The 21,655-nt window shown below is 38.2% G+C and carries 16 protein-coding genes; 7 read left to right on the forward strand and 9 right to left on the reverse strand.

Annotation, left to right across the window (positions count from 1 at the left end; translation table 11 throughout):
• Positions 1–6: 6 nt before the first annotated feature.
• Both HMPREF2802_RS08540 and HMPREF2802_RS12410 read left to right on the forward strand, forming a co-directional pair.
• Positions 7–672: an ABC transporter ATP-binding protein gene (locus HMPREF2802_RS08540; protein ID WP_070503645.1), complete on the forward strand. Its 666-nt coding sequence runs from the start codon at positions 7–9 to the stop codon at positions 670–672.
• A 222-nt stretch (positions 673–894) separates the two neighbouring features.
• Positions 895–2,265: a peptidoglycan DD-metalloendopeptidase family protein gene (locus HMPREF2802_RS12410; RefSeq protein WP_070503647.1), complete on the forward strand. Its 1,371-nt coding sequence runs from the start codon at positions 895–897 to the stop codon at positions 2,263–2,265.
• Between the two features lie 148 nt (positions 2,266–2,413).
• On the opposite strand, the gene HMPREF2802_RS08550 is transcribed toward HMPREF2802_RS12410, so the two are convergent.
• The 6 genes from HMPREF2802_RS08550 to HMPREF2802_RS08575 all read right to left on the reverse strand — a co-directional run bounded on the left by HMPREF2802_RS08550 (position 2,414) and on the right by HMPREF2802_RS08575 (position 5,942).
• Positions 2,414–2,698: a hypothetical protein gene (locus HMPREF2802_RS08550; protein WP_070503648.1), complete on the reverse strand. Its 285-nt coding sequence runs from the start codon at positions 2,696–2,698 to the stop codon at positions 2,414–2,416.
• 170 nt (positions 2,699–2,868) lie between these two features.
• The gene (locus HMPREF2802_RS08555) at positions 2,869–3,165 is read right to left on the reverse strand and encodes a hypothetical protein (protein WP_070503650.1); all 297 of its coding nucleotides are present in this window, start codon (positions 3,163–3,165) and stop codon (positions 2,869–2,871) included.
• 37 nt (positions 3,166–3,202) lie between these two features.
• A complete protein-coding gene (locus HMPREF2802_RS08560; protein ID WP_070503652.1) occupies positions 3,203–3,940 on the reverse strand; it encodes a hypothetical protein in 738 nt (245 codons plus the stop codon).
• A 19-nt stretch (positions 3,941–3,959) separates the two neighbouring features.
• Positions 3,960–4,931, reverse strand: coding sequence for a hypothetical protein (locus HMPREF2802_RS08565; RefSeq protein ID WP_070503655.1), 972 nt, complete (start codon positions 4,929–4,931; stop codon positions 3,960–3,962).
• A 106-nt stretch (positions 4,932–5,037) separates the two neighbouring features.
• Positions 5,038–5,538 carry an HTH domain-containing protein gene (locus HMPREF2802_RS08570; protein WP_083307615.1) on the reverse strand — a complete coding sequence of 167 codons (501 nt, stop codon included), beginning with the start codon at positions 5,536–5,538 and terminating at the stop codon, positions 5,038–5,040.
• Between the two features lie 155 nt (positions 5,539–5,693).
• Positions 5,694–5,942, reverse strand: a complete 249-nt coding sequence (locus HMPREF2802_RS08575) for a hypothetical protein (protein ID WP_070503657.1) — start codon at positions 5,940–5,942, stop codon at positions 5,694–5,696.
• Positions 5,943–6,695: 753 nt separating this feature from the next.
• Here HMPREF2802_RS08575 and HMPREF2802_RS08580 point away from each other — a divergent pair.
• Positions 6,696–6,908 (forward strand): YozE family protein, encoded by a 213-nt coding sequence (locus tag HMPREF2802_RS08580; protein ID WP_049411512.1) that lies wholly within the window; start codon positions 6,696–6,698, stop codon positions 6,906–6,908.
• A 26-nt stretch (positions 6,909–6,934) separates the two neighbouring features.
• Here the strand turns inward: HMPREF2802_RS08580 and HMPREF2802_RS08585 are convergent, their stop codons facing one another.
• Positions 6,935–7,198: a hypothetical protein gene (locus HMPREF2802_RS08585; RefSeq protein ID WP_049411509.1), complete on the reverse strand. Its 264-nt coding sequence runs from the start codon at positions 7,196–7,198 to the stop codon at positions 6,935–6,937.
• A 406-nt stretch (positions 7,199–7,604) separates the two neighbouring features.
• On the opposite strand from HMPREF2802_RS08585, the gene HMPREF2802_RS08590 reads away from it, so the two are divergent.
• The gene (locus tag HMPREF2802_RS08590) at positions 7,605–8,807 is read left to right on the forward strand and encodes an MFS transporter (RefSeq protein ID WP_049411506.1); all 1,203 of its coding nucleotides are present in this window, start codon (positions 7,605–7,607) and stop codon (positions 8,805–8,807) included.
• Positions 8,808–8,989: 182 nt separating this feature from the next.
• On the opposite strand, the gene HMPREF2802_RS08595 is transcribed toward HMPREF2802_RS08590, so the two are convergent.
• Positions 8,990–9,256, reverse strand: a complete 267-nt coding sequence (locus HMPREF2802_RS08595; protein ID WP_070503659.1) for a hypothetical protein — start codon at positions 9,254–9,256, stop codon at positions 8,990–8,992.
• 247 nt (positions 9,257–9,503) lie between these two features.
• Between HMPREF2802_RS08595 and HMPREF2802_RS08600 the strand changes: the two genes are divergently transcribed.
• From HMPREF2802_RS08600 to HMPREF2802_RS12480, 3 genes are all read left to right on the forward strand, one after another.
• Positions 9,504–9,977 carry a peptide-methionine (S)-S-oxide reductase gene (locus tag HMPREF2802_RS08600; RefSeq protein ID WP_070503661.1) on the forward strand — a complete coding sequence of 158 codons (474 nt, stop codon included), beginning with the start codon at positions 9,504–9,506 and terminating at the stop codon, positions 9,975–9,977.
• A gap of 95 nt (positions 9,978–10,072) precedes the next feature.
• The gene (locus HMPREF2802_RS08605; protein WP_070503664.1) at positions 10,073–10,774 is read left to right on the forward strand and encodes a DUF4064 domain-containing protein; all 702 of its coding nucleotides are present in this window, start codon (positions 10,073–10,075) and stop codon (positions 10,772–10,774) included.
• Between the two features lie 548 nt (positions 10,775–11,322).
• Complete coding sequence (locus HMPREF2802_RS12480; RefSeq protein WP_070503667.1) at positions 11,323–17,898, forward strand: YPDG domain-containing protein; 6,576 nt, start codon at positions 11,323–11,325, stop codon at positions 17,896–17,898.
• Between the two features lie 254 nt (positions 17,899–18,152).
• Here HMPREF2802_RS12480 and HMPREF2802_RS11865 read toward each other — a convergent pair whose 3' ends face one another.
• A complete protein-coding gene (locus tag HMPREF2802_RS11865; protein ID WP_242250007.1) occupies positions 18,153–21,155 on the reverse strand; it encodes a glycosyltransferase in 3,003 nt (1,000 codons plus the stop codon).
• Between the last annotated feature and the right edge of the window lie 500 nt (positions 21,156–21,655).

Genomic DNA, 21,655 nt, shown 5'->3' on the forward strand with positions numbered 1-21,655 from the left:
GTTAAAGTGATTGAATTTGATCAAGTGACGAAAGACTTTCGAGATGGCGACCAGACGATTGAGGCTGTGAAACCTACCACTTTGAAGCTTGGTAAAGGTGAGATTGTCGCTATTGTTGGGCCTTCCGGTTCAGGTAAAAGTACCTTATTGACTATGGCAGGTGCACTACAAACACCCACATCAGGTCGAATTGTGATTAATGAACAAGATATTACGCAATTATCTCAAAAGCAGTTATCAAATATTCGCATGAATGAAATCGGCTTTATATTACAAACCTCAAACTTGGTTCCTTTTCTCACAGTTAAGCAACAATTTGAATTATTGAGAAAGGAAAAGAAAGATGTCATGTCAGATGAGGTGTTGCAGAACATGTTGGAACGCCTAGGTTTAAGCAAAGTTGTCAACAAACTGCCTGAACAAGTGTCTGGCGGTCAGAAACAACGTGTGGCGATTCTTAAAGCGCTATATACCAATCCATCGCTAATCTTAGCGGATGAGCCGACCGCCTCGTTAGATACTGAAAATGCGATGGAAGTCATGCGTATTCTACGAGATATGAGTAAAGAACAGGAAAAAACGTGCATTATAGTAACGCACGATGAACGTTTGACCGATTATTGCGACCAAGTCTTTAAATTAGTGGACGGTCGTTTAACGAAACAGAAATAATTAAAGAAACGTTTGTATGCTTAGAGGTGTGAGAGACTTAACAACCTTTGAGGGTGCAAACGTTTTTTGTATGTCGTTAGCTATAATAGACACAATTATGATTATTTTCTTTAAAATTATATATTACATTTATGTAATGTAAATGATATTTGAATTTAATGGCTTTTTACTATAAGGCGTGAAACAATGGGAACAGCAATTAATTTGAGGAGTGTTACATAGATGAAACGGAATCAATCATCGCGCCAACGATTCGGAATTCGCAAGCTCACTGTAGGTGTCGGATCACTGATAGTGGGAACATGTTTATGGATACATATGGGCGATAGTGACGTCGCTGAAGCAGCAGAAACAGACAATGCAGAACAAGTGGAACAAACGGCTGATACTCAAGGAGAGGAACAGGCAGAGGGACCACAAGATGGAGTTAAAAATAATGAAGCAGCTGATACAACTGGTAGCCAACAAGAAGAAGCGATGAAGACTCAAGCAGAGCCACGACAAATCGAAACTGATAGTGGTGAAGGTAAACAAGATCTTTCAGAAACGTCAGCGTCAGACGAGCAAAATGTAGAGGCAGAAGCAGAAACAAAGGCTAATACAAATAACACGTCTTCAGAAAATGAAATTTCTACATACCAACAAGATGGAGGACGACAAGGTACAGAAGACAGCGCGCAGTCTAACCAAGAGAACGAGGAAGTAACACCAACAGAAGAAGAGAAATCAAATGAAGATATCAACGTTGAAGGTTCTGATCAAGCAGCAACCCAAGCCACACAACCTCAAGACGAAGTTACAGAAAATGAGACAAATACTCAAGAAAGCACATCAGAAACAACATTCTTCGCGATGCCAAGTTATGGTTCAGCAGAATGGTTGAACGCGTATAACGTATCATACGGCTTTGGTAGTTACCCTCTACCGAATAATAATGGTATGCACTATGGCGTGGATTTACCGATGCCACAAGGTACACCAGTGCGTGCGATTACTGGAGGTACAGTTAAGTATGCAGGTTGGGACCAAATGGGTGGCGGTAACACGATTACTGTCCAAGAACCAGACGGACAACATTCTCAATTCTACATGCATCTTAGTGGTTTCAACGTAGCAGCAGGTCAAACAATTCAGACAGGTCAAATTATCGGTTATTCAGGTAATACAGGCGCGTCTACGGGGCCACATTTACACTTCCAACGTATGAATGGCTATCCAAGTAACGAAACAGCTGAGAATCCATTACCGTTCTTACAATCATTAGGTTATGGTAACGGAGGTCAGAGTGGCGGTAGCTCTAGTGCTTCCCATCCTGGTTTCCAAGAAAATCAATATGGAACGTTGTATAAAGAAGAACATGCGTCATTTACCCCAAATACTTCTATTATTACACGTAAAACAGGCCCATTTATTAATATGCCACGTGGTGGAACTTTAGAAGCAGGTCAAACAATTCATTACGATGAGGTTATGAAACAAGATGGTTACGTATGGCTAGGTTACGATTCTAATGGTGGTCGTCGCTACTTACCAATTCGCACATGGAATCGCACTACTGACCAAATGGGAAGTATGTGGGGAACAATTTCATAAGTTAAGAGACAGCCGGGCGTCTTATTTTTAGGAATGTGCTGGATACGTTTTTTAAATGTGATATTTATGTATAAGTCAAAAAGAGAGGCTCCTTCATAACGAGAGTAAGTTATGAAAGAGCCTCTAATTTTAAGTGTTTTTCATTTTGTTAGTACGTCATATTATCTCCATATTTTGTAGTGAGTACATCTTTGTTGTCTGGATCTAAGTCTTTGAGCTTTTTCACGTTTTTAGGTAGCACAACGTTGTAAATAGTATAACTTCTTTCTTTTATATCGAAATCCTTGTATATCTCATCTTCATCTTTGTTTAAAATTTTTGCTTTTGTTTTAATTTCCTTATCAGGTCTCATACTAAAGGAACCAATGTTAACCTTTTTCTTATCTGATTCTTGATGTGTTTCTACATTCGTAAATTCATATTGGAATATCATATTGAACTCATTATTTATTGGTCCTTTAGTGCCTTCATTTTCAAAAGATTTTTTCGTTATTTTTTTAGAAAATAAGGTAGTTGTTACTGGGTTTCCATCTGGATCAACTACTCTCCCATAAGATTTAACTTTAGTCCAGTTTTTATATCTTTGAGCACCATCTTCCTTTTTTATATCAAACTTTTTTCAATATCTTTAGGTTTAGTTTTTATAACTTCAGATGTTTCTATAGGATGGTCAAAGTATAGACGTTTTATCTTACCATTTTTAGTTAAATATCCATAGTCTGTTTGATCACTATGATTATGAGCGTGAGTAACGTATATAAAATGCATTTCTTTATCCTCAATTATATCTTTAATAGATACTTCATCTTTGTGTTTTACATTTTTTTCGCAACCACTCATTATACTTATAAGTAAAGTGAAAGCAATAAGGAGTGATATATTTTCAACTAACTTTTTCATATAAAAACTCCTTAATCAGTAGATAATAATTGTTGTCTTATTCCAAGAATCCGTGCTCAAATTCAGACGTGACAACATCTTTGTCATCAGACTTTACATTTTTGATTTTCTTCACTTTTTCAGGCAATACAACATGATAATTCAACCCGAAATCCTCGTTATCTCTCCGAATAACCTCTTCGTGTCCACCAGTAATTTGTGCTCTTGCTTGTACCATTTTTTCAAAACTAGCATCAAATTTACCTAAAGTTAAATTTGTTGTTTTAGCACCTTGAGGAGACAAAGCTTTTTGCGAAGAGTAGTAAAATAAACAATCGCTGCTAGCAAGATTAGGATATAAAGAACCATCTTTAAAACTCTTTTCAGTTCTTTTTGAGCTAAATACACATGTCATGAGTGGGTTACCTTGTTTATCAACGATTTCGCCATAAGATTTAACTTTTTGCCATTTATTATTATTATCTTCTTTAGATGAATCTAACTTGAATTTCTTCTCAATATCTTTTCCTTTAGTTTGAGACAGTTTAGATATTTCAACAGGATGTTTAAATGTAATATGCTTAACTTTACCATTCTTAGTTAAATAATCTTCGTTAGATTCATGAACCCCGTCTTTGGGTTCTGTTGCATATAGGAAATGAGTCTCAGAATCATTAATAATATCCCTGATTGTCACTTCCTTTTTATTTTTGATGCTTTTCCCACACCCACTTAACATGGTCACAAATAAAGCAAAAGCTATGAAAAGCGATAAATTTTTAGCTAATTTTTTCATATAGATGTTCCCCCCTTTATTAAATATTATCTAAGTCACGCTCTTCTTTGTCTTTTTTCTCTTTTGCTTCTCTAGAACCATCATCGCTTTTTCTGTAGTCTAGAACGGTCGTATTTTTATCTTTATGGTCTTTATTTACGACTATTTTTGTATTTTTCGGCACTTCAGTAATGAGCACTTCAGGTATTGCTTGCTGCTTATCAACGCCGTTGTCCAGTTCAGTCCCCTCAGCTAAACCTGCATACATCTTCCCTTTGTATTCAAAAGGTTTGATGGCCATGTTATATGATGGTCTATAATTTTTTTGAGCGTCTTTTTTATACTGTTCTAGATCTTTATCTGTGGTGTGAGTTTCCATCCATTTTTTAGGCTCATCAATATCAAATTCATCTTTCTTTTTAAGGTCGTGTTTTGAAAATAGATATGAAACGCCATCAAATTTACCATCTTTAACGTAATTGAAGCGATAGAAAGGCGACAAATCAGCATGATAGTTAACTTTACCCTTATCTTCATTAAGTAGTCGGTCATTTAATTGACGTTTCTCAAGTTTTTCTATTTTAGATTTCTGCGTATCTGTATCGTATTTAGTGAAGTTTTTAAAAGTATAGGAATCATCTTTATTGAAATCAACGTTATATTCAAGACCTTTGTTATCTTTAACGTAGTACATATGTTCTAAGCTATTATTTTCTTCTTCAATATTGTCAAAGTCTACTGACTCATTGACGTGATAAGACTTTGCTTTGATATCGTATAGCATATGACCTTTACCATCTTTGAATAAATCTTCGAATGTAACTTCTTTCATCTTTTTATCTTTGGATTTTGATTTGTCTTCAGATGACTTTTTATTATCAGAAGATGAAGTAGATTTACTACTAGATGTTTGTTTCTGATCCTTTGAGTCATCCTCATGCTTGTCGTGTCCTTGGCACCCTGCGAGTAGTAGGGCAGTGATACTGAGTGTTGAAATTATTCTCTTTTTCATATTTGTTCTAACTCCTTTTTTGTAAATGTTGAGGCATCTAAGATAGTTATAATAGAAGAAGGACGACACTGAACCTCTAATTCAGTGTTCATCCTTCCAACATTTATTAAATTTTGTGTTTTAAGTAAATCATCTCAAGCTTGATGAGCTCTGTGATGAATTGGGCATAAAGTGGTTCTGGAGCAATCAACCTTAAAGACTTACGATATTGAAAGCAGAGATTGATCGCTTCAATCGTTGAAAGTTGCATTTCAACCTTGATATATTGCGCATCTTGATGGATGACTTGTGTTCGATAGGTCTGCTTAATCTTCTTATATGTTTGGTGTGTCATTTCATAACTGACAGTTTCTAAACTATTTAGTGAGCGGTCAGTCTTATTTGTGATGAAATAACTATTTTCACTAAAGTTAAAATGTATTTCATAATCGAGTTCGTTGATAAGACTTTTCTCGTAAAAGTAATGTTTAATATTGCTGATATCACGTTGAATAGTACGGCGATCAACTTTAAATTCTTCAGCAAGCAGTGCCGTATTTACTGTGTCGCGGTTGAGTAATTTTGTATAAATTTCAAGTAAACGGTATGCCTGTTCGATGATAACCACCTCTTAACCTCTATAAATTCATTATAAAAAACGACCTTAGACAGTTAAGGTCGTTTAGAATAAAGTCTGAAAACAATAAAATATTAAAACGTTAGGCTTGACGTTTGTTTGTAGAAATTTAGATCTCCTTGTAACGACGATATATGTCGCATGCGTTAGAATACATCGTAATAATAGTGTTGAATGACAAACCATTCGAGTAGCTCTTGTGGTGTAGAGGCTACAAATGTGAGCTCGTCTACTGCTGAGTTATGCAACTCTGCATAAATTTGTTGAAAAAGCATATCTAGTTTACGCATTTCACATGAAACGATATTATCTTGGTGTTGCTCATAAACCTCTACAATAGTTTGAATAGATTGTTGCTTTCTGAGAAGAATGTTCTTAATTTGTGAATACATCATCTCTCTATACCTCCTTCCTTTTTCGTTCGTCTCTAGATGTCGACTGCTTTAGCAGGAGACATCAATATTTAGCTCTTTAAATTGAAAGAGTTATAAAGATTAGAAAGATATAAAAAAGGACATGAAAAATGCGCTCGCTTCAAATTTCAAAAATTTGAAGCGAGCGCGCTGAATTTTAAGAAATTGTAAATTCCAAATTTATATTTTGAATTCGTCACTGCTTTATGAAAGGATAGAGAGAAGTTTAATCAGAAAAAGGGTTTAAAGAGGCAGTTCAAGATTTTTTCTTCATTAATATAGATAAATTGAATGAAGTTAGATATTAGAATCACATCGCGAGAGAAGCTATAAAAAGTATTAATAAAGGGGCATACCGCAACATCCATACGAAAGTTGAAAATGTATTACATAGGAGAGAAAAGTATTTTAATAAAATTATGAAACTAGGTATAAAAACAACTCTTTTTAATGTTACACTAGTAGATGATGCAATAAGAATAAGCATAAACCATTTTTGGACATACAATTTAGTTAAAGTCAATAGACTTTACACGATTTTTTTAATAAACTATAAAAATCTGTCGTACAATAAAATGTAACAATGTCACTATTAACAATACAATTAGTTGTCTGTTAAAATGGAAATAAGGAATTACAAGCGGAAACGAATTCCGAGTTTGGCGAAAGGAATAATAAACTTTATCTTCGCAACAGGATTCGAATTTGACAGCTGTAAGATTTTGAGGTGAAGTCATGAGTTTTTACGAATTTTTACAAAGTTTCGTGGGAGATGACACGCCATTAGGAAAGCTTGTAGACTACGTAGAACAAGATGTTAATTTTCCCAAAGAAGAAACCGTACCGGAACATATATTAGAGTACTTTAACGAGCAACCTTTAGTGAAAGAACAATACATCGAGACAGTGAAACGCTCTTTATCAGTGTTTCAAGATTTATTTCAATAATTAAAAAGGGAGAAGTTATGGACAAATTAGTCCATAACTTCTTTATTATCAGCTACGGATTGTTGTTCCATAGCTTGATAAACAGTCGCCTTAAACACATCTTGTGTGTAGAATTGGCGCTGATTATCGACTGAGAAAGGCTCAAGGATGTTGTTGTCGACCCAATGAGCGATAAGCTCAAGTGGGTAGCCAGCTTCTAACATCTCTTGTTCGTCAGTTATCAGCTGACTCCAATCCAAATCAATCTCTTTTGGATCAATTTGGATGTCATTTTCTTCAAATTTTGCCAATGTATCAGCCTCCTCACTAATAAATTAGCGGAGAGGCTTGCCCCGGAGAGACTCGCTAAAAAACAAGCCTCTCCACAGAGCAAACAATCCTAAGATTGATCTTCTACATTGTCGTTAATTAAGGAATGAAGAAAGGTGAGCCTTTTTCATTAGTAACTATTGCTCAATTGTGTGGGTTTTAAACATAATTTCAAATCAAACTTCTATTATTCTTCTTAAATCTACTCTCTTTTTAAATAACAATGAATTCGTTTTTGCCAACAAAGATAATAAAATATCTCACAGTACTAATCTATACTTCAAACATTAAGTAGCACGGCACGTTTTAACTTAATCAAATAGTATAAATAACATGTGTGAATCAATTTAAAGTACACAACGATTAACTCATAGTGAGGTGAAAGATATGGCTCATAAATCTCAAGTACAAGAGCCTTTATGGACGCGTGACTTTATCAACGTCACTGTTGTGAACTTTCTCATGTATATGGTTCACTTCGCGTTATTCGTAACGGTGACATCCTATACGATACATGCGTTCCATACGAGTGAAAGTCTTGGTGGACTAGCAGCAGGAATCTTTATCATTGGCATGCTCTTTGGTCGGCTAGTTGCCGGACGTTTCATCGATTCAATTCAACTGAAATACATGTTGCTCTTTGGTGTAGTCTTCTCGTTCGTTGCTGTGGCACTCTACTACATCGCAGCGACACTCGTCATACTTTATATCGTGCGTTTCATCCATGGCCTCGCATTCGGTATCGGATCTAACGCAACAAGTTCTATGGCATCTAAAGTTGTGCCTGCCTCTCGTAAAGGGGAAGGTATTGGTTATTACTCATTAAGTAACATTCTCGCATCAGCTATCGGACCATTTGTAGGGATACTCATCTCTCAACAAGCAAGTTTCCAACATATCTTCCTATTTGGTCTCATCTTTATCGTTATTGCATTTATCCTATCCTTATTTATTAAACGCATCCCAGTTGTGCGTTCAAACGATAAACAGAATCAGCCTAAAGGTTGGAAAGCTTTCCTTCAACCAGAAGCATTACCGATTTCAATCGTTATCTTTATTATAGGTATCTGTTACTCAAGTATTCTTTCCTATATTAAAAGCTTTGCGGAGACGATGGATCTCGTCACTGCATCTAGTTTATTCTTTATCTTCTACGCGGTGATTTCATTCATTTCTCGTCCATTCACTGGTAAAATATTCGACCACAAAGGGGCTAATTTCATCATGTTCCCAACATTTATCCTCTTTGCGCTTGGACTCATTACGCTAGCAGGTTCAGTGAATACGTGGTTGATTATTCTCGCTTCTATCTTTGTCGGACTAGGTTACGGTACGCTCGTTCCTAGCAGTCAGACGATTGCGATTCAACAATCACCAGCAGATAAGATGGGCTTAGCAACATCGACATTCTTTATTTGTTTAGACTTAGGCTCAGGTATCGGACCATTCGTCTTAGGTTTCGTTATTTCAGCCATTGGATATCGTTGGCTCTATATTGCGATCGCTATCGTCGTACTCTTAGCTATGTGTCTCTACTATTATGTACAAAGACGTTATCGTTATACGAACCCAAATACTCATACATCTTAAAGGTTAATTAAGTTCCTATACGAAGTGATTTCGTGTAGGAGCTTTTTTATATTGTATAGGGAAGTTGATGAGGAAATTTTATTTTCTGCGCCAGGAACGACTTTAGAGGGTAAGCCGTCTTATTTTTGTAAAAATAAATATGCGGGGTGTCTTATAAATAAGAAAGATGGACTAGCCAAAGACTAGTCCATTACTTTCTTATCATCGTCCTGAGCTTTTTGGCTCATGACATGATAAACAGTCGCCTTAAACACTTCTTTAGTGTAGAAATGGCGTTTACTGTTTTCAACAGAGAAAGGTGCAATGATATTGTTCTCGATCCAATTGACGAGTAAGGCCAGAGGGTAACCTGCTTCGAGTAACTCCTCTTTATCAACTGTGGCCTTATCCCAGTCAATGTTGAGTTCTTTAGGATCGAGGGCTATGTCGAAATGCTCTTGTTCAGACATGCGTTATCAATCCTCCCAATAAGTATTGGGACCGCCAGTAATTGTGCCTATTCACGCAGCCTTTCTCTACCGTAAGTATAACGAGTTTTTTATTAAAAATACAAAAATTTTACTTGTGTAGACTTATAATTTGTTCACTACTCCATTTGCTTTTGCAAATAACTCATATACCTTTGACAATAAAAATGATAATGGTAAGCTTTGACTAACTATTCTAGATACTAGAAATATAAGGGGAGGAGATAAGATGGAAACAGCATATTTAGCAGGCGGCTGTTTATGGGGCGTCCAAGCTTTCATGAAAGTTGTCCCGGGAGTTAAAGATACAGAAGCGGGACGGGTGAACGGAACGACTTCCACGCTCGACGGTGAGTACGATGGTTATGCTGAAGCGGTGAAAGTTACTTTCGATCCTAATGAGGTGACTGTGACACAGTTAATGGAATATCTATTTGAAATCATCGACCCTTATAGCGTGAATCAGCAAGGTGAAGATGTAGGATTGAAATATCGCACAGGTTTCTATAGTGAATCGAAAGCACACCTTAGTGAGGCACAAGACTTTATTGATCAGTTTGAAGATCATCATCTGATTGCGACAGAAGTCTTACCGTTAACGAATTATATTCCGAGTGCTGAAGAGCATCAAGACTACTTAGATCGTCATCCTAACGACTATTGTCACATTCCACAACATATATTTGATAAATATAAAAATTAATCTAATGACAACAACAAATATTTTATTAATATTTGAAATTAGAGATTAATTACTTTTAAATAGGGGATAGAGATAGAAAAGGAGGTTACATATTTATGAAAAGAACAGCAGAAAAAGTCCTTTCATGGATAGGTATTGTATTTGGAATACTTGGTATTATATTATTTGCAGCTTCAAAACCACTCTTTAATCCTGACAAAGTGGATACTGATGCTCTGAAATCAGATCAAAGCCCTGAACAAGCACGACAAGGCGCTGAACATATGGGGGCGATGATGACTACAGGTATAGTAGTTTCAATTATTATAACTATCTTAGCCCTAATTGCAGTCTTCTTGATTAAGAAGCATCGTATTGCTGCAGGCGTATTACTCATTATTGCAGGTATTATTGCATTCTTCTCAAATTGGATTTGTACTATTCTCTTCTTAATTGCAGGTATCATGCTTTTAGTGAGAAAGCCGAAGAACCATCACCAAGATGATATGCATAGAGAGAACCAAGATAGTGTCTATCATGAAGAAGCAGGTAAACAATATAGTGGTCACGATGATCATCAACATGATGGACGCCCCGATTTCACAGAAGCTAATGAAGAACAGAAAGAACCAACACAGTTTGGAACTACGAAATCAGAAGGTAACTCTTCAGAACGTACTGGAACTGGATTTACTGAAGCCAATAGTAACGAACATCAAGAAGCACGTTTCGGTAAAGAACATACAAGTGAGGATATGAAAGAAGACTTGCAAGAGAAAGGTGACGATTTACACGTCAAAGATCCTCGCGATAAATAATATTTTTGTAATGGACCCACAATTCTGACTGATGGTTAGGATTGTGGGTTTTTGCTATGCCAAAAGCTTGTTAAAGTGCATTTGTGAAAAATTTACGAAAATTTTTTACGAGACATTTTAGGAACAATATAGAAGTATTAAGGATCACAAGTTCGTTGCTCCTATAATAAAACAGTTTATCAATAATTATTATTAAAATAAGTTCCCATTCGTTTGTTAAAGCACAAGATATGCTTTATTTCTTTATGCGCATTTTCTCAATAAACATGCGTATAATCGGTGAAATTCTCAATTGGGCTACATAATTATGATTATTAATTGCTAGTTACGATTAAAGTTAATTCTACTCTAATTAAGATTACATTAAAGTAAAATAAATGTTTATGCACCTTGTATATAAGCAACAAAGTATTAAAAATATATAAATAACTAAAAAAATTAATCAAAATAAAATTGACTAGTGTCAACTATAGTTGTGTGGTATAGTTAAGGCGTCAGATAATGACTTCAAGAAATAACACATTTTATACTATAGGGAGGATCATTCTTTGAGAAACAAGAAGAGAAAAGGGAGATTAGATTTCCTACCGAATAGACAGAACAAATACTCTATTCGTCGTTTCACTGTAGGGACTGCATCAATCTTAATTGGTGCCACTCTTATCTTTGGTGCAAACAGTGACGCCAAAGCTGCTGAAGATACTGAAGCGAACAGCAGTCATTCAGTAGGTAATAATGATAAGGGTGAAGGTTCTGTTAAGGAATCAACTGAGGCTGAAGCGGTATCTAACCCTGAAACAACTGATACAACGTCACACGACACGCAAGCAACAGAAACAGAAGCACCTCAAGCGAGTGATGAAACATCCTCAACTGAGCAATCAGTTCAAGATGATCAAACTCAAGAAGAAGCGACTGATGTTCAAGCTGAACAACCTTCTAAACATGAAACGAAAGCATCTAACGATGATACTTCTTCATCTCAAGTAGACCCATCTACACAACAGAAAGAAGATCTATCTACAGAAGAAACTTCTAATGAAACAGATCAAGTTCAAACAGAAGAGACAGATCAATCTGTTGAGAGTAATAAAGAAATAACACAATCTTCTAACAATAAAGTAGAAACTCAAGATACACATGCTGATATCAATAAAGTTGAAGACCGTACTTCAGCTGTAGATTACTATGTGAAGACTACGGGTGTATCAAGCGAGGAAGCAGAACAAGCTATTGATGCGTTGAACATCGATACTACAAAAGCGTCTGCGGAAGAAATTAAGCAAGCTGTGTTATTTGAAGCACTTAAAAAATATAGTGATGAGCAAAATCAAAATCCAGTAGCTGTACGTGGTTATACTGGGTTCAGAGAAGCTGACGGCGCTCCAGATGTAAGAACTAGCAAAACTATTAAAGGTTTAGATGGCGCATATACTCAGTTAGGCTCACCTGCTTACAATGATTACTATGTTGGTGGCGGAGAAAGAGTAAATACTTATGAAATGGCAAACAGAAGAGGCGCTAAGTCAGGTTTCTTATTAAAGGACAAAGTCAGCTTTGCTAAAGACTTCACTTTCTCTTATGATATTGCTAATAATGAGCAACGAACTTCTACTAATGGAGACGGTTGGGGCTTTATGTTCGCAGGAGATAACATCAATAAATTCACTCAATACGGTGGTATCACTTCTGTAAAAGGTTTACCAAATGCAGTTGGATTTAAAATTGATACTCACTTTAATCCTGGTGAAAGAGGTTATGTACAACCTGAACATGAAATGGAGGGCTATGCTTCATTCGTTAAGAATGATGACGAAGGAACTTCTCATAATGTTGGTCCTCATAGCACATTAAAATATGCTGACCGTGTTCATAGACAAATAGGTGTAGGACAAAATATTGATGGAGCTAATTTAAATAAGATCACGCTTAGCTATAAAGCTTCAACTGGTGTATTAACAGCTAATTACTTAAATCAATCTTGGTCTATTAACGTAAGTGAATTAGGTCTAGATAAAAATAAAGAATATAACTACGCAGTTACAAGTACGAACGATTCTAATGTAGTTGGTAATACACATTATAATATTGCAATTGATTCAGCATTATCTCAGTACGGCGTAGCTACACCAGCACGTGATTATCATCCTGGTTATGATAAGGTAGAAGTAAATCTTGGTGGAACTGTGAAATCGCCACAGATTCACGACAAAGATTTACCTCCTGGAACTAAATTTGTAATCTATCCAAATGAAGTTCCTACTGGTTGGACAGCAACTGTTAATGAAAATACTGGTGAAGTAACAGCAACACCACCAGCAAATGCAAAAAGAAGTGAAGATGTACATATTCCTGTGCATATAATCTATCCTAAAAATTATAGTGGAGCTTTGAGAGCTGCACCAGATGATGTAGTGGTCGATGCTCCTATTCATCTGAATGTAACAGATGCTGAAACTTACTCTCCAGCATATCATGATGAGACGACATTCCCAGCTGTGACAGTTAAGCTCCCACAAATCGGTGATTCAACTGTACCTTCTGGTAGTCGTTATGAGTTAGCAGGCGACTTCCCAGTTATGCCAGGCTGGACAGTAATAGTAGATGCGAATTCGGGAGAAATAAGTGTTACTCCTCCAGAAGATGCACTTCCTGGAACTGATCAAGAAATACGAGTTAGAGTAACTTATCCAGATGGTTCATCTGAAAAGATACCTGCTAAAGTATCAGTAGTAGCAAGTGATGCTTATAGATATAACCCTGGATATGATCATAAAGTTATAAGACCTGGTGAAACGATTCAAGATCCTCAAACACAAGAGCGCAATATACCAGCTAACACTAGATTTGGTATTGATTCATCATTCTCAAATGATGCTATTTGGACGGTTTCAATCAACGAAACTACTGGTGAATTAACTGTAAAAACTAGTGAGAATGCTAAACCTGGTGAAGAAATTGACGTACCTGTAAGAGTGTATTACCCAGATGGTACAGTTGATAAAGCAAAAGCAAATATTAGAATCGTTGCTGACGATGCTTATAATAACTCTCCTGGATATGACGAAGGCGAAGTAAGACCTGGAGGTACAATTGGACTTCCTCAGAATAAAGATACTGATATGCCAGCTAATACACATTATTCTTTAGATAAAAGTTTTAATGAAGGTGGATGGACAGTAGAAGTTAATAGAAATACAGGTGAAATTACTGCAACATCTCCAGAAGATGCACTTCCTGGTAATGTGGTCAATGTACCTGTATTGGTAGAGTATCCGGATGGATCAAGAGAAATCGCGTCAGCTAAAATCACTGTTATTGAAGATCAAGCATCTCAATACGACCCGTATTATGACGATGCTACTACTAGACCAGGTGTTCCAGTTGATGTGCCTCAAGTAGGGGAAACAGATCTTCCAGAAGGAACTACTTATAGAATTACTAATACGGATGAAATTCCAAATGATTGGACAGTTTCTATTGATGCAACTACAGGTGTAATCACAGCAACACCTCCTATTACTGCTCATCGTGGACAAGGTATTACTGTACCGGTAACTGTTGTTTATCCAGATGGTTCAACAACTGATACAAATGCTAACATTGATATAATTAGCTCTAATGCTGATGATCATAATCCTAGCTATGAACCTAAAACTACTACACCAGGTAAAGCTGTAGAAGTACCACAGACTGGTGACAAATCAATCCCTAGAGGCACACAATTTGAAGGCCCTAAAGATGTACCAACAGGCTGGACGGTAGATGTAGATCCAAATACAGGAACAGTAACAGCGACACCACCAGCGGATGCAGATCCAAACACAAGTGTCGACATTCCAGTAACAGTGAAATATCCAGATGGCTCAACTGAGACAACAAATGCGAAAGTGACAGTTACGCCAAACGATGCACAACAAAATGAGCCAGGTTATAATCCTAAAACAACAAAACCAGGTCAACCAGTGGAAGTACCACAAACGAAAGATCCAGATTTACCAACAGGCACACAATTTGAAGGCCCTAAAGATGTACCAACAGGCTGGACGGTAGATGTAGATCCAAATACAGGAACAGTAACAGCGACACCACCAGCGGATGCAGATCCAAACACAAGTGTCGACATTCCAGTAACAGTGAAATATCCAGATGGCTCAACTGAGACAACAAATGCGAAAGTGACAGTTACGCCAAACGATGCACAGGACAACGACCCAGGCTACGAAGATAAATCAACTAAGCCAGGTCAACCAGTCGATGTACCACAAACAAAAGATAAAGACTTACCACCGGGCACACAATTCGAAGGACCGAAAGATATTCCTGATGGTTGGACTGTGAATGTAGATCCGAATACAGGAACAGTAACAGTAACGCCACCTAAAGATGCTAAACCTGGTACTAAAGTTGGTATCCCAGTAACAGTGAAGTATCCAGATGGTTCAACTGATACAACAAACGCTAATGTCACTGTATTAACGCCGGACGCTCAAGAGCACGACCCTGGTTACGAAGATAAAACAACGAAACCAGGACAACCGGTAGAAGTACCACAAACAAAAGACTCAGATTTACCACCAGGTACACAATTTGAAGGACCGAAAGATGTACCACCAGGTTGGACAGTAGACGTGGATCCAAACACAGGAATAGTAACAGTAACGCCACCTGCTGATGCAAATCCAGGTACTGAAATTAACATTCCAGTTACAGTTAAATATCCAGATGGCTCAACTGATGATGCGAATGCCAAAGTAACTGTGATTCCTAAGGATCCAAGTGAAACGGACGCAGGTCAAAATAACCCAGGTTATAATGATGCACATACAAAACCAGGACAACCTGTTACTGTACCACAAACAGGAGATACAGATTTACCACCTGATACTACATTCGAAGGCCCTAAAGATGTTCCAGAAGGCTGGACTATAACTGTAGATCCTAATACGGGTGAAGTAACAGTAACGCCACCTGAAGATGTTCAACCAGGTACTGAAATTGAAATTCCTGTAACTGTACATTATCCAGATGGTTCAACAGATGAAGTTAATGCGAAAGTTATTGTAGATGAACCTGAAGAATCAGATGCGGATGCTGATAGCGATGCAGATTCCGATAGCGACGCAGATTCGGATAGTGATGCAGATTCAGATAGCGACTCAGATTCAGACAGCGATTCCGACTCAGACAGCGACTCTGATTCAGATAGTGATTCCGACTCAGGCAGTGACTCAGATTCCGATAGTGACTCAGATTCCGATAGTGATTCAGATTCAGACAGTGACTCAGATTCCGATAGTGATTCAGATTCAGACAGTGACTCAGACTCAGATTCCGATAGCGATTCCGACTCAGATAGTGATTCAGACTCGGACAGCGACTCAGATAGCGATTCAGATTCAGACAGTGACTCAGATTCTGATAGTGACTCCGACTCAGACAGCGATTCTGACAGTGACTCAGATTCCGATAGCGATTCCGACTCAGACAGCGACTCAGATAGTGACTCAGACTCCGACAGTGATTCAGACTCAGACAGCGACTCAGACTCCGACAGTGACTCTGATTCCGACAGTGACTCAGATTCCGATAGCGATTCAGACTCCGATAGTGATTCTGACTCGGACAGCGACTCAGACTCCGATAGTGATTCTGACTCAGATTCAGATAGCGACTCCGACTCTGACAGTGATTCAGACTCAGACAGCGACTCTGACTCAGACAGTGACTCAGATTCAGACAGTGACTCAGACTCAGATAGCGACTCAGATTCAGACAGTGACTCAGATAGTGACTCTGATGCAGATGCTGATACTGATCACCATGATCCAGGTTATGAAGATGCGAAGACACAACCAGGTAAACCAGTAGAAGTACCACAAACTAAGGATAAAAACATCCCACCAGGTACAGAGTTTGAAGGTCCTAAGGACGTACCGTCAGGCTGGACAGTAGATGTGGATCCAAATACTGGTAAAGTAACAGTAACGCCACCAGCGGATGCGACACCAGGTACTGAAGTGAACATTCCAGTAACAGTACACTATCCAGACGGCTCAACAGAAACAACGAACGCGAAAGTGACAGTAACGCCTAAGGATCCAAGTGAAACAGACGCTGGTCAGCACGACCCAGGTTATGAAGACGCGAAGACACAACCAGGTAAACCAGTAGAAGTACCACAAACTAAGGATAAAAATATTCCACCAGGTACAGAATTCGAAGGACCGAAAGACGTACCGTCAGGCTGGACAGTAGATGTGGATCCAAATACTGGTAAAGTAACAGTAACGCCACCAGCGGATGCGACACCAGGTACTGAAGTGAACATTCCAGTAACAGTACACTATCCAGACGGCTCAACAGAAACAACGAACGCGAAAGTAACAGTAACGCCTAAAGATCCAAGTGAAACTGACGCTGGTCACCACGACCCAGGTTATGAAGATGCGAAGACACAACCAGGTAAACCAGTAGAAGTACCACAAACTAAGGATAAAAACATACCACCAGGTACAGAGTTCGAAGGACCGAAAGACGTACCGTCAGGTTGGACTGTTGAGGTAGATCCGAATACTGGTAAGGTGACAGTAACACCGCCAGCTGATGCAACACCAGGAACAGAAGTGAATATTCCAGTAACAGTACATTATCCAGACGGCTCAACAGAAACAACAAATGTGAAAGTGACAGTAGATCAACCAGAAAGACCATCTACTCACAACGAAGGTAAACAACCAACTCAACCTAAGCCAACAATGGATAATAATTGTCCAACAGGTGATGTAGAACATCCATCTACTGAAGGAGAGAAAGCGCCAACTTCACCATCTGCTCAAACAGAAGGTCATACTGAAGTTCCAGCTCAAACTCCATCTACAACTCACAACACAATGAACAACGGTGCTGAAACTGCAGGTCAAGAGCAACATGCAACGCAAGATACTATGAGTTCATATGACAAAGTACAACCAACTCATGCAACTACTCATAGCGATGCGAAAGCATTACCAGAAACTGGTGAAAGTGATACAGCTCGTACTACTGCATTCGGTAGCTTGTTCGCAGGACTAGGTGCTTTACTCCTATTCCGTCGTCGTAAGAACTCTAAAGACGAGCAATAATCTTTAAATGAAGTGGCTAAGTCGTAATGACTTAGTCGCTTTTTTTATTTTAGTGAGGATAAAATGGATATTGCGCTCCTAAATATTTCAATTTCCATACATATAAAAAACATGCTCCTTCATCACTTGACTGTTCAAGTCTAAGTACATAAAGGAGCACGTTCATTTGTTATAGTTATTCAATTGTATTGAAACGCTCAGCTATTGCCCTTCATTCTCTCACTAGAGCGAGCCTCACACATTACCATATCTCTTTACTCACTATGATGAATAAACAGTTCTTCGATAAAGTCCATCGTCTCTGGTGATGTATATTTATTTTTCAACATACGCAACAATTCAAGTTTCGCATGCTTAAAGAGTCGAACCGGCGCATATTCGCCACGTTGGATCATTTTAGTATAGCGGTTTAAGAAAATACTTAACAAATCAATCTTACGAGAATAGATAATATCTGTTTGTTTCATAATAAAATCATAGACCGCAAGATAAATCTTCACAGCATCTCTAGGAGGCGTGCCACTGTTCGTAAGCGCAACCTCATCTTGAACCTCATAGTAATAATAGTTCTTCTCATAGCCTAAGATCGCAATCGAGTCGACCATCGCGTAACACTGCATCAAGAACCAGTTATCTTCGCGAACTCGAATGCCTTCAGGAAAAGTAATCTCATGTTTCAAGACTAAATCTCGTTTAATCAACTTCCCAATCACATTTAATGAGTTGTACAGTTTCGTATCTTCAAATTTCAGACCTGTCACCGTTTGAAGATTGGAGAATGCTGAACGACTAATCGGGCGTGTCTTGTCTTTAGTTACAAAGTAAGGTAGACAAATCATCTCATCGTCTGTTCGTGCTGCCACCTCCATAGCATCTTTCAATGCATCTTCAGTGATGTAGTCGTCGGAATCGATGAACAATAGCCATTCGCCTCGTGCAGCTTTGATACCTTCGTTGCGTGGTTTCGAAGCACCACCACTATTCTCCTCAAGTTCAATCACGCTCAGGTGTGAGAATTGATCAACGTAAGATTTCGCCATTTGCACAGAGCTATCTGTAGATCGATCGTCCACCACGATGACTTCAAATTTATTCTTGTCATAATTGAGTTGCGCCAGTTTCTCAAGTAATCGTGCAATGCGACGTTCTCTATTATATATAGGAATAATGATGGAGACATCAATATCAACCGGTTCTTTAATCGTGATTTGAGGTGGATTCACCATTGTACGAAGTGTCTCAGTTTCTCGATAATTCGTGAAGATGACGGTCTTTTTGTCACCTTTAATCAAACCACTCTTATATTTATTTCCAAGGATAAAATGCTTTCTATATTTAAACAGCAAATCTCCACTTTGTTGAAGGATGTTAAACAAATCATGTACTGAGAAAGATTGACGCTCGTTGACACGATAACGCCCCGTTAAGTTAGTAAAAACGCTGATAGGTAAATCATATTTCTCAAGTAAAGCATGAATTTCTTGATCACGTTCACGAGAGGAACTGTAGAGTGCATCGGCTAACTCATAAATCATAGATGGATGTGGTGAATCATTCATCGCTTGGATTAAAGTGTGGGTGGTGAGCGCTAACCCCGTGTGGTAAGTCTCATCATTCGTACTCCAAGAACCTAAACGAATAGGGCGGTTCTCCACATGTTTATTCAAGGCATCGAGATAATACAATAGAGGCCCTAATCCTTCTAAAGTTTGCGAGTTTCTACTATTATATTCTTTCGTCACTTGAAGTGTTTCATTATCGACGACGATATAGCTTTGACCTATTTTACGAAAGGCGTCAAAGAGATAGTCATCCATGTACTGGCCTTGATACTTACGCAAGGCCTCAGGTAATTGCTCAACCATCTTTGGAAATGTGGTACCACCTGACGAGGACTTCAATAACGTTAAGGAATCTTCATTTGCAAGCTGCAAGAGGTCCTCTTTGAGACGTTCTGCAGTTGGGTACCAAGTCATATGTTTACCCTTCACTTTACCGACGACGTCACGGAAATCGTCATCGAGAACGAGGATGTAGTCGGCATTTGAAGCACTCAGAATCGGTGCGAGTTGGGCGTGGATAGCCTCACTCTTGTCTCCGAGGTCGTTAGTCTTACCGAGAGCGATTACCTTATTTCCTGTAAAGAACGGTGTTTGTGTATTGAAGGCTTCAATGGCGTTAATCATCGCTGGGAGTGACGCGTTGTGCGTATCATCAATGATTGTCGCTGTATGTGTTGGTGTCTGGATGGCTTTCATGTTCAGTATCTTTGGAAAAGGTTTAAACGTTTCGAGATGTTTAGGTTTAATATCGATATCTAAGAAACTGAGGATACATAAAGCAGCAAGTGTATTCGAAATCATGCCATTACTAATGGTGTTGAGTCGGAACTGACCTTTCAACATGTCGTTGTTTACTGAGATTTCGGTGTAACCTTTCTGGTAATTGATCGTATCGACTGCAAAATCGCAATTTGCAGCATCTTGCGTACTATAAGTAACGACGCGATCCGTCTTAGAACGTGCGACATCAATAAGTTTATCGACAAAAAGTGTGTCCTTATTAATAATCGCGACGCCATTTTCTGAGAGTCCGTGGAAGATACGACTCTTCACTTCAGCAATCTGTTCGATAGAGTCGAAAGAACTGTAATGCGCAGCGCCGACGCCAGTGACTACGGCGATATCAGGTTTCATGTAGACCGCTGTATCTTCGCGGAAGTTAATCGCATTGAGGGATGTTTCAATCACTGCGAAATCTGGATTCTGAATTAATTTGAGCATGTTCGAATACATTGCGGCACGGATGTTGTTATTCCCTCTATTCTCGAGCACTTGATAATCCTGCAACATCTTGCTCGTAATCATCCGCGTCGAACTTTTACCCATTGAACCTGTGATGGCGATGAGCGGATTCGTATATTGATTGCGGATATGGATAGCGAGTTGTTTAAAAGCCTTAACCGAATCTTTGACGATGAGTTGAGGAATAGGGTGTTCAAGATCATCGACATACTCTTCTGTGATAATCAAGCCAACGTCTGCATGGTCACGTTTAATGAGCGCATTGCCTTCTGGTGCACGTCTTGCTCGACCTAGTTCACGCCACCACGTTTCTTTATTAGCTGAGAAGTAAGCAGTGTGTTTACTTTGAACGTAGCCAAACATAGTTTCGAAATCAGTAATTGGCCAATTTACATCGCGACAATCTTTAAGTTCTCCACCGATAATTGATGTTATTTCATGAATTGTAATCATCTTAATAGTCCTCCATTGAATTGTGTATCAACCATTATACTATAAAGGCGGGGTATGCGTTATAGCCTATAACAAAGCTATTTTAGCGAGATTATATTTTATGTAGTGGTGAATGTAACTGACTAGAGTAGATAAAAGTTAATATGGGCATCATTGAGTGATCGCTCACTATTTTTATAGTAGAAAGACGGTTTCTCTTATCTTGTTACTCTTGAATTTGGGCTGTAATGCAAAATTTTTACGATAAAATTTTTCACGAACTATAGAGGGTGAAACACATGAAAGAATTTAATGTAATTTGTGACTCTTAATCCATAGGCATAAAGCCATTTTAGATAAGTATAAGAAAGTAAATAAAGTACGTTTTCACTTACAGGCGAAAGTTTGTATAAAGTTATGTTTGAGTGAAATATTGCTATTTAGTGCGCTTAAAACTCCAGAAACAGGAGATGATGCAAGCGTTTTTAAAAATATCATCCTATTTAAATACAAACTCATTT

This window comes from Staphylococcus sp. HMSC071G07 (genome assembly GCF_001811435.1).
In the GTDB taxonomy this organism is placed as follows: domain Bacteria; phylum Bacillota; class Bacilli; order Staphylococcales; family Staphylococcaceae; genus Staphylococcus; species Staphylococcus pettenkoferi.